Here is a 16,073-nt window from a genome sequence, read left to right as displayed (position 1 = left end):
TTAATATTCCACTTGTGAAGTTAGCGCATAGATAAACACTTTGGAATCCTTGATTATACATAAATACCCCGTGGCACCACTCATTCGTGATGTAACGGGGTATCTTATTTTTTATAACTAACACTACCCACAATTAACAATCTAATTGGATGTACATCACGAAATGTGTGTATTTAAATTAGATTATCAACGGTACAACCTTGCCTGCATTCACATCAATCAGGCCGTGATCGGTAATTTTCAGAGCTGGACTTACCGCCAAGGAATGGGTACTTATCGACATAATCGGGTTATAGTGCACATAACCAAGAGACAACATCGCTGCACGCAGTTCTTTTACTTGGTGGGACACCACCGCCAGCGGTTCCTCCGTCAAAATGCCACCCACAGGTAGTTCGAGATGGGACAATACTTTGCCGTCCTCCACCACACAGAATCCACCCTGGCTCGAAATTACCGTGTTAGCTGCCAAGATCATATCTTCACGATTGCGCCCTACGACCAAAAGGTTGTGGTTGTCATGTGAATACGTTGTCGCAATGGCCCCACGCTTAATCGTGTCTCCACCAATCAAACCATGTGCCCGGTTACCGTTCACACCATAACGTTCAAAGGTCGCAATCTGTCCATATTCACTCTCTTCCCAGAGCAGTTCACCATTCGCAGCCTGAACCTGTGCAATTTGCTCTTCCACAAAGGTTGAACCATCCTTCACCATCATAACCCGGCAGTTGTTTAGACCATTTTCAGATAACTGCGCGTCAGAGGCTGAGGCTTCACTTTTCCCACTCACCTTCGGATCAGATAAACGAATTGCGAAATCCTCGGTTCCCAGTAGATCCAACTGCACGCTCTTGTAAAAGTGAGGTGGAAACTGTCCACTGATCCGGTCTTGCTTGTACGGTTCGTAGTCGTCATAAGCTTTACGGCCATTTTTGTATACTTGCTCTACTGCAAGTGTATCTAAGTTGGACAGCAGTACATAATCCGCCACTTTGCCTGGGGCAATGCTACCGCGATCAGTCATTTTCATCCGGGATGCAGGGGTCGAGGTTGCTGCGTAAATTGCATCTTCAGGGCGCATACCCATCCGAATAGCTTTACGCACGATATGATCCAAATGTCCCCGTTCCACCAGCGAATCAGGCATAACATCGTCCGTTACGAAGCAGAAATGCTGAGCAACATCATGCCGAATCAGGTACTCCATAACTTCTGGCGTCATCGATTTTTCCTGAATTTCTATAAACATGCCTGCCGCAATTCGCGCCTGCAAGCCTTCAATACTCTGATGTGTATGATCGGAATCCACACCCGCATAGATCAGTCGGTGCAGATCCAGCCCAAGCAGTTTCGGTGTATGACCTTCGATCACAAGATCTGGATAGTTCTGGCGAATATGCTGGAGGATCTGGTTCGTCTTGCATTCCGGGTCACGGATGACGTCCACATAGTTCATGATCTCACCCAAACAGATGATCTCCCCAGTAGCCAGCAGCACATCCATGTCTTCGATTTCGATTGAACCGCCCGTTGTTTCCATTGGTGTCGCCGGAACGGAGCTTGGGATGGCATAGAACATGTCCACAGTCGTCTCGCGACTGGCCGACATCATCTCCTGCACGCCTTCCAAACCAAACACATTCGCCATCTCATGCGGTTCCGCCACAATGGACGTTACCCCGCAGCGGATCAGGCCATGGGAAAAGGTTGCTGGTGTCACCATCGTACTCTCGATGTGCAGATGAATATCAATAAGGCCCGGAATCATATAACGACCGCGTGCATCAATCACTTCATCGGCTTGAATCATCTCCGGTCCGCCTGGCCCAACATACATAAATCTGCCGTCCAGTACAGCCACGTTGTTCGTTTCGAAACGTTTATAATAACTGTTATACACATGTACATTCTTAATTAGTTGATCTGCACGCATGGGGCATAATCTCCTTCTTCATGAGCATTTTACAGCTCCAGAGCAGCCGTTTACCATTAGCCATATGGAATGGAGACAGCCATTTTGGATATGCCGTACCAATATCACTTAGTTCCATTCCATACACTGTAACGGGACACCTGGATTCAACGGATAAAATGCCTCTTTTGCTGCTTCTGCTTCCTGCTGTTATTCCACAAGGACAAGCTTATCCTGCGGGAAAATCAGATTAACCCGCTGTCCGCTGAGATAAGGTGTCTCCATCTCCTGATTGGCCGTGAAGTCGCCGAGTTCTGTCTCAATGACGTATTGATAGCTGCGTCCAAGGTATGTGCTTACTTTGATAATTCCTGGCAGAGCATTTGCCATGTCCCCAGAGGTATCTCCACTAACGATCAGATCATCCGGGCGAATCGCACCTTTGCGAGCACCGGGACGTGCTGTTCCGGGATGAGCCGTTGCGGTGAACAAACGACCTCCCGCTTTCAGCGTGATCACTTCTCCTGCATCACTGCGCTCTGCGAATTCAATAAAATTATGGAACCCGATAAATCGGGCTACAAACTCCGTCGCCGGGTATTTGAAAATGGTTTCCGGGCGGTCGAGCTGCTCAACCACGCCTTTGTTCATAATCGCAACCTGGTCTGAGATCGAGAAACACTCTTCCTGATCATGAGAGACGTAGAGCGTTGTAATACCCAGCTCCTGCTGAATCCGGCGAATCTCAACCCGCATATTCAGCCGCAGGTTGGCATCCAGGTTGCTGAGCGGTTCATCGAACAACAGCAAATCTGGTTCAATGACCAATGCGCGGGCAATCGCGACACGCTGACGCTGTCCACCGGACAGTTCCTGCGGGAATCGTTTCTCGAAGCCGTTCAGGTTCACCACTTCAAGAATACGCATCACGCGTGACGCGATATCCTTGTCTTTCACCTTGCGCATCCGCAGGCCAAAGGCCACGTTGTCATAGACAGACAGATGCGGGAATAACGCATAACTCTGAAATACAAATCCGAAGTTCCGCTTATTCGCCGGAACCTTCGTGTAGTCCTTGCCGCCGAACATAAACTTGCCCTGAGATGCTTCCAGAAACCCGGCGATGAGGCGCAGCGTAGTTGTTTTGCCGCAACCGCTCGGTCCGAGCAGGGAGAGCAGCTTGCCTTTTTCCAGCTCCAACTGAAAATCCTTCAGGATTGTCTGCTTATCGTATGCCACGGATACGTGGTCTAATGTCAGCAATGCCATAGCGTTCTGCGCCTCCAATTAACGTTTAGTAAAATATGAGAATCCGCCCATGATCCGTTCGATCACGAACATTAAAAGTCCGGTTAATACCATCAGGAGCACGGAAATGGCTGCAATGGTTGGGTCAAAATAATTTTCCACATAGGTCAGCATCTGAATGGGCAATGTACTTACCCCCGGTCCGGTCATAAACACGGAAATGTCCACGTTGTTGAAGGACTCCAGAAAGGCAATCAGCACCGCCGCGATAATTCCCGAACGAATGTTGGGAAGCACAATCTGGAAGAACGTTCTTACCCGTCCCGCGCCGAGACTCAAGGCCGCTTCTTCCACTGCAAAGTCAAAGCTTGACAGACTCGATGCGATAACGCGAATAATAAATGGCAGCATAATAATGGTGTGACCGATCAGAAGACCCAAGTACATCGGCAAATGATAGATCACGATCAGATATTTCATCAATGTAAAACCAAGCACGATTCCCGGAATCAGTACCGGCGACAGGAACAATGCGTTCAGCACGGACTTGCCTTTAAAATCGTAACGACTAAGTGCATACGCAGCCGGAACCCCGAGCAACAGCGCCAGCAAATTCCCCAGCAGGGAAATGATGATGGACGTCTGGAACGTGCGCAGGAAACCGCCTGTGTTGAAAATATTCTCGTACCAGCGGAGGGAGAAGCCCTCCGGCGGAAATTTGAGTACCGTCCCCGGTTCAAACGAAGTCACCGAGATGATCAGAAGCGGGCCCAGCAGAAAGATAAAGACCAGCAGACTGAACAGGCCCAGCCCGATATGTTTCTCCCGCATATGTCTACCCCTTCGGATTTAAAGTTTTGGCCATTTTGTTCATGACACCGACCACGACAAATGTAATCACAATCATAATCGCGGCAACGACCGAGGCCAGATACCAGTCGTTCAGGGTCATCGCGTTCTGATAGAGGAACGTCGCAATGACGCGTTGTTTGCCTCCCAAAAGCGCAGGCGTCGTATAAGCTGTGAGGCTACCGACAAAAACAAGTACTGCTCCGATCACGAGCCCTGGCACAGCCAGCGGGAAGACCACCCGGCGGAATGCCGTGAAGCGTGATGCACCCAGGCTCTGTGCTGCCTTGAGCAGATCACCATCGATATTCTCAAGCACACCGACCAGAGAAATGATCATGAGTGGTAAGAACAGATGGGTCAAACCAATCATCATGGCTGCCGGTGTATACAGAATATCCAGCGGCTTGTCCACGATCCCCAGTCCAACGAGGGCATTGTTGATCAGCCCTTTACGTCCGAGAATAATCATCCAGCTAAACGAGCGCACGACAGGGCTCGTTAGCAGCGGGAAGATGGCCAGTGCCAGCAGAATGCCTTTGCGGCGCGGCGCTTTCCGTGAAATATAATAAGCTGTCGGGAATCCGAGCACCACGCAGACGAGGGTGGTGACCACGCTGACCTGCAGCGTCGTAAGCAATATTTTCAAAAAGTAAGGGTCTCTGAAAAAATGCATATATCCTTCAAACGTGAAGGAGCTTTCCTGAAAAAACGTCGATCCGATCGTCAGGACAATCGGAATGATCATAAATGCCGCCAAAAATATGAATCCTGGCAGCAATAGCCAGTATACTGATTTCTTCATTGCGGTACTCCTGACTTGTAAAATGGTTTTATTCACACGTTAAAATCACAACTTTACACTATCTCACTCCGTGCCAGAAGAATCTTTCGATCGCTGTTATCCCCAGATTTTTTTAATCCTTTAATTAAAGGGTAAAATCCGGGGATAAAGGCGAGCGCTTCGCTTCTCCAGCTTTCTTCTGTCACTTCGTTCTTGTGTAAAAAATGAATTTAACGGTCATAGCTACGCATTTAACGCGTTGATAAACAGTTCAAGGAATGCTTCGGCATCTACCGTTTCGCATACGAGTGTGTTAGGCTGTTCGCCCAAACGGTTTTGGAAGTCACATACCATCTGACCATCGCACAGGCGGCTGGCCGTCTCTACATCGACGTAATACGATTTGCGTCCGACCAGTTCCGGGGCAAGGGCGACGCCAACGGCCAGTGGGTCATGCAAAGCACAGGCGCGTATCCCATTCATTTCTTCATACCGCTTGATGTAAATCTCCGTGCTTTGCGCCACATAATCTCGCAGTACCGGGTCAGTTAATCGTCCGATGGCTTCTTCATTCAGCAGCGTTTGACGGGTAACATCCAAGCCAACCTGCGTAAGCTTCTCGATGCCTGCATGCAGTACAATACGTGCGGCTTCGGGATCAGCGTACGTGTTGTACTCCGCAGTAGGTGTAACATTGCCATGTCCACGAACGACGCCACCCATGAAGATGACTTCCCTCAATAATGTAGGCAGTTCAGGACACTTCATCAGAGCCAACGCCAAATTCGTCAACGGCGCGGTCATAATCAGTGTCAATTCGCCTGGGTATAACTTCGCCTGTTCAATGATAAAGTCCGGGGCAAAGCCTTCATCCGCCTGCTTGGATATGGCCGGATCAGGCAGCGCACCGCCCAACCCGTCTTGTCCATGTACCCGGTGTTCATAGTGAGACTTGCGCGTGAGTGGGCCAGCCGCTCCGGCAATGACCGGAATGGAGGTCGCTTCGGCCAGTTCGAGAATTTTGCATGTGTTATCCGTTGCCTGCTGGAGTGATACGTTCCCACAGACCGTGGTAATTCCGAGAATGTCCAGCTTCCGACTCTTGACGGCCAGCAAGATCGCCAGCGCGTCATCTATACCGGTATCCACATCCAGAAGGATGCGATTTCCTGTTTCACTCATGCATTCCCAACTCCTCTGCCGTTAAATGATTGCTTGCTGCAAATGTTATTTGTCGAGCTCAATCGATATCATTACTGCGGATCAACCTTATCGTCCAAACGTTGATTACGCTTATTGTGCAATCTCACGGTTCCAACGATCTGTCCATGCTTTGGCCTGTTGATTCACAAATTCCATATCCAGCTTGTTCAGCTTGCCAACCACGTCTGCACCATACGTTACGCCTTCAGCTTCTTCGGCAGTCAGTTCAACCATCGTGTTTACTGGGGAATCCACTTTGGCTTTGGCAGATTTGGCTTGTACATCCTGGCTCAGCTGCCAGTTGATGAATTCTTCAGCGAGTTCTTTGTTCTTGCTGCCTTTCACGACGTTAATCGTATTCATGACTGCATACGCACCCTCGCTAGGTGTAACAAACTTCGCATTCGGCACTGCCGCTTTCAGATCCTTGAAGTACATTTCCATAATCGGTCCACCAGCAATCTCTTCCTGGGAGAACATGTTCACGAATTCGGAAGTTTGCGTGTAGAATTTAACCACGTTGCCGCTTAATTTTTTCAGTTCCGCAAATGCTGCATCTTCATTAAACGTGTCGTTTCCGGCTACACGGGAAGCAGCATCCAATACCATTGGGCCTGCTGTGGCCGTAATGTTTGGAATCGTCAGGTTATTGGCAAACGCCGGGTCCCACAGATCCGCCCATGAAGTGACTTCTTTGGAAACGAGGTCCGGGTTATAAGCGATTCCGAGCTGTCCCACCGTGTAGGCCGGGCCGTAATCTTCGCCAAGCGGTGCTTTGGCTATATCATAAATATCGTTCACATTCGGAATTTTGGAGCGGTCAATTTTCTCAAACAAACCTTCATCAATGCCTTGCTGTGCATAATAATCAGACAAGTAGATTACATCGACATTGGATGTACCCTGGCGAATTTTGTTCAAACGCTCAGCGTTGTTACCTACTTCAAGTACGATGTCTACATTATGTTCTTTTTCAAAAGGACCAAATACTTCTTCATTGAAGAAGTCTTCCGAGAACCCCCAAGTGGAGATGACCAGCTTGGTTGGCGCCGTGCCTCCGCTTCCTGATCCGCCTGTAGCGTCCTCTGTACTGCTGCCGCATCCTGCAAGTAATACCGATGTCATTGCCACTGCCGCCAAACCGCTAATCCACTTCTTCATCATGATCCTGATTCCCCCTGATATGTGTGATTTAACAACCTAAACCATTAAGTTGAACTAGCTTGATATTCTCAACTAAAATTTTTCACAATAACGTAGAGGACAGAAAAAACCTGAAGAAGCGGAGCTAAAAGCTTTCTGAAAGAAAGCTGCATCGAAAGCATACGCTTCGCCTTTATTCCCGGATTTCACCTTACTCTAAATGAAATTAAAGAAATCTGGGAATAACAGCGATCGGAAGGTTGTTCTGTCATCGGAGTGCCAGTGTAAATTTTTGTTAGTTGGGTTTATATAGTTCAACTTAAGAAAACAAAAAGAAAAGCATTCTTGTATAAACAAGAACACTTTTCTTCGTAAACAAAGGAAAGCGACACCCGCTGCCGGTACATCATCGGTTTCTGCTCCAGAATCAATCCGAAGACAGACGCCATCATATGAAATTGTTCGGAATCCGAATCATGGACTAGAACCGTGTGCAACGCATGAATCGAACCTGTCGATCCATCCTATGCTTGTTCCAAAATCACATTCGTAATGGCCCACTGCGTGGACGCATCATAATCCCGTAATACAGCTTCGATTGGCAAACCCATGTGCTGCTCCAACTTCTCCCTGAATTTCTTCTTATACAAGACAGACATACGGAAGTCCACTTCCAGCTTCAAGCCGGGGGCCTCCCCTTCCAGGGCGTCAGAGCGCGGTGAACGGCGGTGCTTCGCGTAGAAGGTCACGATGTTCTGATCAATGGTCACTCTCAGGAGAGTGGTCCCAAAGCCGAACAGTTCCTTCGAAATTTCGTTATAATACTGGCACATCTTCTTCTTGCTCTCATTGCTGTCCAGCAGTTCCATGAACTCACCCACATCATTTACTACCGTACGTTCGACGTGTTAACACGATTGATTATACATATATCTACGATTTTAGGCAACCCAAAAGATATAGTTAACATGAAAATAACACATAAAAGCGAACGATAGGTATAAACTAGCCAAAACAATTCGTAAATGTTCACCGTGAGCGTGCTTGGTGTTATCTGTATCTCTTTTTTTCTCTATTATTCTTGTTTAAAAACCCACTTTTGATACTCGTTCTCTGGATGAAACTCAAAACGACTGAGCAGTACGCTTTCCTGATCTGCCTTGAAGCGTGGCGTACTTTTTCTTGTAGTAGATGAGACAAAAATCCCACAAAGGACGGTGCGGTCACGTAGCCAAGTGAACATGCATCCTTCCCTTCTGGGACATTATTAGTATAAGAAATTATAAAGCCAACGTTGTATGTTGCTGCAATGCCTCTAAACCCAATGCGAGAGCACCGCATAGTCCTGCGTGCTGGCCCAATCCCGGCTGGACAATATATTGGTCGATATGTTGCGTTATTGGAGCTGCATTCACATACCCGTTCAGGTTCCGTGCGACCTGCTCTCGGATCATGGGAAACAGATGATTTTGCTGCATCACACCACCGCCCAGGATGACCTTTTGCGGAGAATGAAGGAGAATGGCCGTCGTGATGGACTCCGCGATGTAAAAGGATTCGATCTCCCATGCCAGATGCTCTGCCGGCAGCTCGCTACCCGGGCTCTGCCAGCGGGCCTGAATGGCTGGCCCCGCAGCCATCCCTTCCAGGCAATCGCCATGATACGGGCATAATCCGGCAAAATGATCCTCCGGATGTCGTCTCGTCCGGATGTGTCCACCCTCTGGGTGCAACAATCCATGCACACGTTTACCTCCCGCTACAAGTCCAATTCCAACACCTGTGCCGATCGTATAATACACACAGTTGTCCAGTCCCTGTGCAGCACCCCAAGTGACTTCTCCAAGGGCCGCTGCATTCACATCCGTATCCCATCCAAAGGGGATCGGGAATTCGCGCTTCAATGTTCCAACAACATTGCAGTTTCCCCACCCTGGCTTGGGCGTTGTCGTAATGTAACCATAGGTGGGGCTATCCGGTTGCAGATCAATTGGACCAAAGGAACCGATCCCAATCGCCGCCACTCCTTTATCCCTGAAATAGTCGATGACCTTCGCCAGTGTGATCTCCGGATGTTCCGTTGGAAAGCTGCACCGATCTTCAATATCCCCGTGCTCGTTACCGACACCACATACAAACTTCGTTCCACCCGCTTCTATGGCTCCTATACGCATCTTACTGTCCCCCCGCGCTCATTCCGATTGACCTTCAGTTCGGATGGGGGATAGTTCGTAGATATGAAGCGAAGAAAATACTAAATCCTTGTTTCCGGACTGCACAGAGATACCTTTGGAACCCGCATCCGGATAGATCAGATCGGTAATAACCGCCTGCCCGTCATTGGCAAATACCTCCACAGATGAGTAATCCACAAAGATACGCAGATGTTGTTTGCCGTCGTCTACTTTCAATTCAGCTCCATGGCGACCCAGGAAATGTTCATGGAAACTGCCGACGCCTGATCGACTTCGATCGATATACACTTCATTCCGGTTAGCATCCACACCTACGAGCGTTTCGTAGTCCATGCCACTTCGTAATGCAAATTGAACAGATTGGTCAGAAGCCCATTCCGCATGAATCTCATAATTTATAAGGTGCAAAGTGCTCAACAGCTCACTCACCTGGCTGATGGAAGCATCCTGTAGGGATAATACTGACGTGCGGAACTGTTCCAACTCGCGCGCAGGTCGCTGAATCAGCACGACTTTACTGTTCCTTGTCTCCAATGTCAGCTCTCTCGCGATAGTCATCGCGCCGCGGTAGTCTTCGGTTGGCGTCTGGTTGGCATACATCCAGTTACTCATCCAACCCATAAACAGGCGTCGGCCGTCTTCTGCCGGAATGTCGGACCAACTGACCCCTGCGTAGTTATCCCGACCATAATCAAGCCAGCGAACGGTATGGGAAGCTTCATCAGGAACAAATGTAGTGCCGTTAAAATCTCCAGTGAAGTACTGCGTTCTAGAGCCTTCCTTGAAGGCTGGATCTGCACCAATGCTGACGAGCATTACCCATTTCTCCTGACTCATATCTCCATCCACAGCCAGCGGGAACAGATCAGGACACTCCCAGACGCCATCATGCGAACCGATTCCTGTGCCGAACTCACTGCCCACAGTCCAGTCCTTCAGATCGGGAGAATGGTACAGACATACCGTTTGACCACAGGCAATAATCATAATCCATTCTTTGGTCTGCTCATGCCAGAAAACTTTGGGATCACGGAAATCCACGAACGACTCATGCTCCAGTACCGGATTGCCCTCGTACTTAATCCATGTTCTGCCGCTGTCCTTGCTATAAGCGAGGCTTTGTCGCTGAACCGGATGATGGTCTGCTACCTCCTGATGATGGGTGAAAATAGCCACCAGTCCTGGCTCATCATCAAAGAATCCGGACGTATTGTTCCAATCCACCACAGCGCTGCCGGAGAATATCATGCCATGTTCATCCGGCGCCAAAGCTATAGGCAGCTCTTCCCAAGTAACCAAGTCCCTGGTTACCGCGTGTCCCCAATGCATAGGTCCCCATGTTGTGCCAAACGGATGATGCTGGTAGAACAAGTGGTACTCGCCTTTGAAAAACACCATGCCATTGGGGTCATTCATCCACTTCTCCTTAGGTGAGAAGTGATAGACTCCCCGGTAATCGGATGTTGAGATTGTAGACATTATGGTTTACTCCTTTGGATCAAACCGTTGAAGAGGAGACTTTGCTTCATTCCGCAATCTGATGCTATGTATGGCAGAATGCAGAGTCTCCTCATCCAGTTTGTTTTATTTAGTATTGCGGTCATATCCCGCTTGTTTAATCTGAAGCCATTCTTGCAGTCCAAGACGATCCAGCTCTTTCAGATAAGCATCCCACTCCTGATCGATCTTTCCATTCTGATACCATTCCGTGCGCATACGCAGCACATAGGCGAACAGATCTGTCTCAATGGTGGAGAGGCGGTCGAGTTCATCGATTGAGAAAAACACGCTTGGATACACGTTTTCCGCTTTCATATGTGGAACCATATATTTGTCGAGCAGTTCCATACGCCATGCAGCATCTTCTGGTTTGGTTGTGTATTTGTCATAGTAACTGTCGAGAATGGCGAGTGGACCTGCAATGCTCGTTTTCTGTCTGAGCTCAACAGGTGCAGCGCCTTCCAGTGGAAGATGCTTCAGCATGCCTTTGGCTTCATCCAATTCAAAAATATTCTGCTGTGTCTCATCGCCATAAGTTCCCCAGTTGTTCTGCACGGATTGGAGCGGATCGTACAATTGATCCACCCACTTCGCTGTGGATTCCAGATTTTTATTGCTGCTCGTAACAACCATGCGTCCCCGGTCGAGACCTATACCGTTCGTACGTGCAACATTAATCTCTCCATTGGGCCCGGCAACCGGAGGCAGAATATCATAGGTATCATTCATGCCTGTAATGTTGGCCTTATCCCAAGTGAAGTACATGCCATATTTGTTGTCTTTACCCTTGGCCAGGTAGGTATTCCAATCCTGCTGATACGCTTCCACATCCACAAGACCTTCCTGAACCAGTTCGTGAATGTATTTGACCGCTTCCTTGTAGCCTTCATCCGCTGCCGTAAAGACCACTTTTCCATCGTTGGTTACCACGGTGTGGTCCCAGTTCTCCCCGAGTCCAAATGCCGCAAATAAAAAGGTCAGATCTTCTCCGCCCGGCTTGTTAATGAAGGACAACGGAATTTCGTCGGCCTTGCCATTGCCGTTGGGGTCCTGGGTTTTGAACGCAATCAGCACTTGTTTCAGTTCTTCGGTTGTCGTTGGCATCTTCAGTCCAAGCTTGTTCAGCCATTCCACGTTGATCCAGGGCAAGTCATCCACCGCCTGTATACGCTGCTTGCCACTTCCGAGCTCTTCAATCCAGGGAAAGGAATAAATATGTCCGTCTGGAGCCGTAATCATGCTCTTGTATTCGGGAGCTTCCTCCAGCACCTTTTGCAGGTTCGGCATGTATTGCTCAATCATGTCCTCCAGTGGAATGATGGCTCCATCCTTCGCGAGTTTCAGAAGATCATAATCTCCATAACCTGCGTCAAAAATGGCATCCGGCAAATCACCACTGGCTACCGCCAGGTTTCTTTTTTCCGCAAACACATCACTCGTATAGTTCTTCCAGTTGATATGCACATTGGTCTTCTCTTCGAGTCTCTTGTTAATCAGCTTCTCGTTCGGATCAGCGGGGGCTAGCGGAGAACTCTGTGTTATAAAATTCAATGTCACTTTGCCATCTGGTGACTGGGCTTCACTCGCTGCACCGCCTCCACCCCCACCACACGCCGAGAGCAGGAGCATGGCAGACAACATGGAGATAGATACCGTGGTAGCGGCTTTTCTGGGCTTATTCACTTTTTTCATGATAATGACCTCCGTGGATTGTGTTGGGACGAAACTTGGCTATTTCAGGGCTGCTCACTATTTGAGTGAACCTACCATGACACCTTTTTCGAAATATTTCTGAAAGAACGGATACATGATGATGAGCGGCAGACTCGAAATGACAATGGCTGAATATTTGATCATTTCTGAGAGCCGTTTCAGTTCCGCCATCGCAAGCTGATCACTGATCATGCCTGGTGCAGCCTGATTCTGAATCAGAATGGAGCGCAGAACGAGCTGTAACGGATGGAGGTTGGGATTATCCAGATAGATCATGGCGTCAAAATAGGAATTCCACTGCCCTACAAACGCGTACAGCGCGAGTACAAAAATAATGGGTTTGGACAACGGAATAACGATCTGGAAAAAAATCTTCATCTCGGAGGCGCCATCCACATTGGCGGCTTCTTTCAGTTCTCGCGGTACGCCTTTGAAAAAGGTTCTGGAGAGAATGATGTTCCAGACGTTGACTGCACCTGGAATAATAATGGCCCACACCGTGTCCAGCATGCCGAGATTACGAACAAGCAGATAGGTAGGGATCAATCCGCCACCGAAGAACATCGTAATGATAAATATAATCATGAAAAAACCTCGCCCTGCCAGCCTTTCATCAGACAGTGCATAGCCTGCAAATATCGAGACGGTCACCGTCACGAGTGCAAAGGATACCGAGTACAGCACCGCATTCGCAAACCCTCGAATCATGGCCGGATTGGACAAAATCATCTGATATCCATCCAGACTCCAGTCCGATACATTGAAGGACAGCCCGCGATTTAGCAGCACGGTCGGGTCCATGAATGAGGCCACAACGATATAAATCAAGGGGACAACCACAACCAGTACAGCACAGGTAAGAAAGATCGCGTTCAGTGCGAGGATCAGACGATCCAGTCCCGTATGTTTGACTACCATGGGTAACACTCCTTTCCTAATAGAGGCCTTCGCCTTCATTTAATTTCTTCACGATCAGATTCACCGTCACCAGCAATATCACATTGATGACAGAGTTGAACAATCCGACCGCCGCAGAGTATGCGTAATCTCCGGACTGCAAGCCCACCTTGTAGACATACGTGGCAATGATCTCGGAGGAAGGCAAGTTCATGGAAGTCTGCATCAGGTAGGCTTTCTCAAATCCAATGGACATGATCCCACCAGCGGCAAGAATAAATACGATGGCCATAATCGGGCGAATCGTCGGAAGATCGATGTGGCGAATACGCTGAATGAGATTCGCTCCATCCAGATTGGCCGCATTGTGAAGTTCCGGATCGACATTGGCCAAAGCCGCGACATAAATGATGGAAGCCCAACCGGCTCCGGTCCAGATATCCGACAAAATGTATATCCAGCGGAAATATTCAGGCTCGGACATGAACATGATCGGTTGACCGGTAATCCAAGTGGCGAATTGGTTAACCGGCCCTGTTGGGGATAGAAAGATGAACAGCATACCCACAACGACAACAACCGATATGAAGTTCGGGGCATACAGAAACAATTGAATATTTTTCTTCACTCCGGCTTTACGTACCTGATTCAGCATGAGAGCAAGCAAAATGGGCACCGGAAAGCTGAATATCAATCCAAAAAAGCTGAGTTTAAGCGTATTCATAAAAATGACGTCAAAATTAGGCGAAGCTAAAAACTTCTCAAAATGCTTCAAGCCTACCCATTCACTGCCCATGATGCCTTTAATCGGACTAAAATCCTTAAATGCGATAATGGCTCCGTACATCGGGATGTATTTGAAGATAAGGGTCAGGATCAGAGCTGGCGCGAGTAACAAATACAAAAAATAATTCTTTTTGAGCTGCTGCATCCTATGGCCGGTTGCTGTCCTTTCTTTCAACGCCCTTCCTTTACCCTTTTGGGTATCCACCGTGTTATCCAACACATGACCTCCGTTCATTCCTTAAGTTGACAATTGTTTGCAGTAAGGGCTTTCAATATTTACAATTGCTCATTTAATAATTTACAATTTAGCAGGTAATCTAGGCATTAGTCAATACATTATGTAAAAAATAATTGTGCAATTGATAACATTTTGCATATTTATTGAGTTCTGAGTGTGTACTATATTGCATATATAACGTTTATTCAAGCCTCTTTAATTTGTGTTTATCGTTATAGTTAGTAGGATATTTCGTCTTGATCATCATTTGTAATGGGAGTTCTGACTACATAAAAGACATGCAACATCCCACTTAAAAAATGCAAACTAAATTGTGCATATGTAAAATTGAGATTGCTATTTGTTCCGATCTATTATACATTTGACTTAGATAAGAATGCGGACGACCATTTGATCATTAGAGGTGAAGCACTAAATGGCAAAAGAAAAAGTCACGATTCAGGACATCGCGGATGCCTTGGGCATTTCTCGGAATACGGCTTCCAAAGCCTTGAATGATAGCGGAAATATCCCTGATGAGACACGTAATCGTGTAATTAAAAAAGCAATTGAACTTAAATATAAACAGTTCGCTTATATGGAAAGTGAGTATGTTGTAACCAAGACCCCTGGAAATATTGCCCTGTTAACAGAAAATCTGCCCAATACATCCCACTTTGGTTCGTTGTTGATCAGTGGTCTGGAAAAAAGAATCAGCGCAGAGGGGTACAATCTTTCCATCCACATCGTACGTGAGATCGATCAGGATTCGCTTACACTTCCCAATAATTTTGATATTTCCAACGTGGACGGCATCATTTGCATTGAGTTATTCGACTTGAAATATACTCAGCTTATTACTGATCTTGGAATCCCCACGATCTTTATCGATTGCGCTTCCAACGTATGTTATCCGGAATTCCACGCAGACTTACTGTTGATGGAGAACGAGCACAGTACATATCAGTTAACCAGACAATTAATTGATAGCGGCTGTAAAGATATTGGATTTGCCGGGGATTACAATCATTGCAAAAGCTTCAATGAACGTTGGGTAGGATATCACCGGGCCATGCTGGAAGCGGGGTTGCAGGTCGATCTATCCCAATGCATTGTGGATGATGACCGCCTGTTCTTCTCGAAGCCCGGTTGGATGAACGAGCGAGTGGCAGAGCTGAAGTCGTTGCCTGATGCGTACGTATGCGCCAACGACTTTATCGCAGTTGAGTTGATCAGGGCGTTGAGAATGAGGAATGCTAACGTACCACAGGATATTGTCATATGCGGATTCGATAACGCGCCTGAATCCCGAATTATTGAGCCTGCATTAACGACTGTTCATATTTACAGCAACGAGATGGGTATCAAGGCTGCGGAGATGCTGTTATCCCGGATTGACAATCCGTCACAACCTTATCAGGTCTCGCATATCGTGACCAAACCGATCATACGGGAGTCCACGCCTGCGCTTGTGAGGGCCAACCCACAGACCGTTTAATTGATCTCATTGACCCCTGAAAAATAAAAAGCCGTATCTTTCACGTCGATGGTATTATCCCCTTTAAGTAGACACTTGAAAAAACCTTCATGTTATCATGAGGGTTCAAGTGACACTTGGAGGGG

General features: G+C 47.7%; 13 protein-coding genes. 1 reads left to right on the top strand and 12 read right to left on the bottom strand.

Translation table 11 applies throughout. From position 1 onward, the window contains the following. Nucleotides 1-178 precede the first annotated feature (178 nt). From P5G61_RS20035 to P5G61_RS19980, 12 genes are all read right to left on the bottom strand, one after another. A complete protein-coding gene (locus P5G61_RS20035; protein WP_301248163.1) occupies nt 179-1,936 on the bottom strand; it encodes an adenine deaminase in 1,758 nt (585 codons plus the stop codon). A gap of 189 nt (nt 1,937-2,125) precedes the next feature. Then, nucleotides 2,126-3,184 (bottom strand): ABC transporter ATP-binding protein, encoded by a 1,059-nt coding sequence (locus P5G61_RS20030; RefSeq protein WP_301248161.1) that lies wholly within the window; start codon nt 3,182-3,184, stop codon nt 2,126-2,128. 18 nt (nt 3,185-3,202) lie between these two features. Then, nucleotides 3,203-3,994 (bottom strand): ABC transporter permease, encoded by a 792-nt coding sequence (locus P5G61_RS20025; protein ID WP_192271485.1) that lies wholly within the window; start codon nt 3,992-3,994, stop codon nt 3,203-3,205. Between the two features lie 4 nt (nt 3,995-3,998). Beyond that, nucleotides 3,999-4,817, bottom strand: coding sequence for an ABC transporter permease (locus P5G61_RS20020; RefSeq protein ID WP_301248159.1), 819 nt, complete (start codon nt 4,815-4,817; stop codon nt 3,999-4,001). A 222-nt stretch (nt 4,818-5,039) separates the two neighbouring features. Further along, nucleotides 5,040-5,978: a nucleoside hydrolase gene (locus P5G61_RS20015; RefSeq protein ID WP_301248157.1), complete on the bottom strand. Its 939-nt coding sequence runs from the start codon at nt 5,976-5,978 to the stop codon at nt 5,040-5,042. Nucleotides 5,979-6,089: 111 nt separating this feature from the next. Beyond that, a complete protein-coding gene (locus tag P5G61_RS20010; RefSeq protein ID WP_301248415.1) occupies nt 6,090-7,160 on the bottom strand; it encodes an ABC transporter substrate-binding protein in 1,071 nt (356 codons plus the stop codon). A 506-nt stretch (nt 7,161-7,666) separates the two neighbouring features. Next, the gene (locus tag P5G61_RS20005; RefSeq protein WP_024632855.1) at nt 7,667-8,011 is read right to left on the bottom strand and encodes a Na-translocating system protein MpsC family protein; all 345 of its coding nucleotides are present in this window, start codon (nt 8,009-8,011) and stop codon (nt 7,667-7,669) included. Between the two features lie 411 nt (nt 8,012-8,422). Then, nucleotides 8,423-9,316: an ROK family protein gene (locus tag P5G61_RS20000; protein WP_301248156.1), complete on the bottom strand. Its 894-nt coding sequence runs from the start codon at nt 9,314-9,316 to the stop codon at nt 8,423-8,425. Nucleotides 9,317-9,334: 18 nt separating this feature from the next. Next, nucleotides 9,335-10,816, bottom strand: coding sequence for a glycoside hydrolase family 32 protein (locus P5G61_RS19995; RefSeq protein ID WP_301248154.1), 1,482 nt, complete (start codon nt 10,814-10,816; stop codon nt 9,335-9,337). A 105-nt stretch (nt 10,817-10,921) separates the two neighbouring features. Beyond that, on the bottom strand, nt 10,922-12,529 hold the full coding sequence (locus P5G61_RS19990) for an ABC transporter substrate-binding protein (protein ID WP_301248152.1): 1,608 nt from the start codon (nt 12,527-12,529) through the stop codon (nt 10,922-10,924). Between the two features lie 57 nt (nt 12,530-12,586). Then, nucleotides 12,587-13,468 carry a carbohydrate ABC transporter permease gene (locus P5G61_RS19985; RefSeq protein WP_024632860.1) on the bottom strand — a complete coding sequence of 294 codons (882 nt, stop codon included), beginning with the start codon at nt 13,466-13,468 and terminating at the stop codon, nt 12,587-12,589. 16 nt (nt 13,469-13,484) lie between these two features. Continuing rightward, the gene (locus P5G61_RS19980; protein WP_301248414.1) at nt 13,485-14,378 is read right to left on the bottom strand and encodes an ABC transporter permease; all 894 of its coding nucleotides are present in this window, start codon (nt 14,376-14,378) and stop codon (nt 13,485-13,487) included. A gap of 508 nt (nt 14,379-14,886) precedes the next feature. On the opposite strand from P5G61_RS19980, the gene P5G61_RS19975 reads away from it, so the two are divergent. Further along, nucleotides 14,887-15,948 carry a LacI family DNA-binding transcriptional regulator gene (locus P5G61_RS19975; RefSeq protein WP_301248150.1) on the top strand — a complete coding sequence of 354 codons (1,062 nt, stop codon included), beginning with the start codon at nt 14,887-14,889 and terminating at the stop codon, nt 15,946-15,948. The last annotated feature ends 125 nt before the right edge of the window (nt 15,949-16,073 follow it).

Origin of the sequence: Paenibacillus vandeheii (genome assembly GCF_030433635.1) — a bacterium.
Lineage (GTDB): Bacteria > Bacillota > Bacilli > Paenibacillales > Paenibacillaceae > Paenibacillus > Paenibacillus vandeheii.
Note: the sequence above shows the minus strand (reverse complement) of the source record. Positions and strands in the feature narration are given on the sequence as shown.

What these genes read in the sequence shown, in the direction of transcription:
- P5G61_RS20035 (WP_301248163.1), bottom strand. Translation starts at nt 1,936, where the DNA reads ATGCGTGCAGATCAACTAATTAAGAATGTACATGTGTATAACAGTTAT.
- P5G61_RS20030 (WP_301248161.1), bottom strand. Translation starts at nt 3,184, where the DNA reads ATGGCATTGCTGACATTAGACCACGTATCCGTGGCATACGATAAGCAG.
- P5G61_RS20025 (WP_192271485.1), bottom strand. Translation starts at nt 3,994, where the DNA reads ATGCGGGAGAAACATATCGGGCTGGGCCTGTTCAGTCTGCTGGTCTTT.
- P5G61_RS20020 (WP_301248159.1), bottom strand. Translation starts at nt 4,817, where the DNA reads ATGAAGAAATCAGTATACTGGCTATTGCTGCCAGGATTCATATTTTTG.
- P5G61_RS20015 (WP_301248157.1), bottom strand. Translation starts at nt 5,978, where the DNA reads ATGAGTGAAACAGGAAATCGCATCCTTCTGGATGTGGATACCGGTATA.
- P5G61_RS20010 (WP_301248415.1), bottom strand. Translation starts at nt 7,160, where the DNA reads ATGAAGAAGTGGATTAGCGGTTTGGCGGCAGTGGCAATGACATCGGTA.
- P5G61_RS20005 (WP_024632855.1), bottom strand. Translation starts at nt 8,011, where the DNA reads ATGGAACTGCTGGACAGCAATGAGAGCAAGAAGAAGATGTGCCAGTAT.
- P5G61_RS20000 (WP_301248156.1), bottom strand. Translation starts at nt 9,316, where the DNA reads ATGCGTATAGGAGCCATAGAAGCGGGTGGAACGAAGTTTGTATGTGGT.
- P5G61_RS19995 (WP_301248154.1), bottom strand. Translation starts at nt 10,816, where the DNA reads ATGTCTACAATCTCAACATCCGATTACCGGGGAGTCTATCACTTCTCA.
- P5G61_RS19990 (WP_301248152.1), bottom strand. Translation starts at nt 12,529, where the DNA reads ATGAAAAAAGTGAATAAGCCCAGAAAAGCCGCTACCACGGTATCTATC.
- P5G61_RS19985 (WP_024632860.1), bottom strand. Translation starts at nt 13,468, where the DNA reads ATGGTAGTCAAACATACGGGACTGGATCGTCTGATCCTCGCACTGAAC.
- P5G61_RS19980 (WP_301248414.1), bottom strand. Translation starts at nt 14,378, where the DNA reads ATGCAGCAGCTCAAAAAGAATTATTTTTTGTATTTGTTACTCGCGCCA.
- P5G61_RS19975 (WP_301248150.1), top strand. Translation starts at nt 14,887, where the DNA reads ATGGCAAAAGAAAAAGTCACGATTCAGGACATCGCGGATGCCTTGGGC.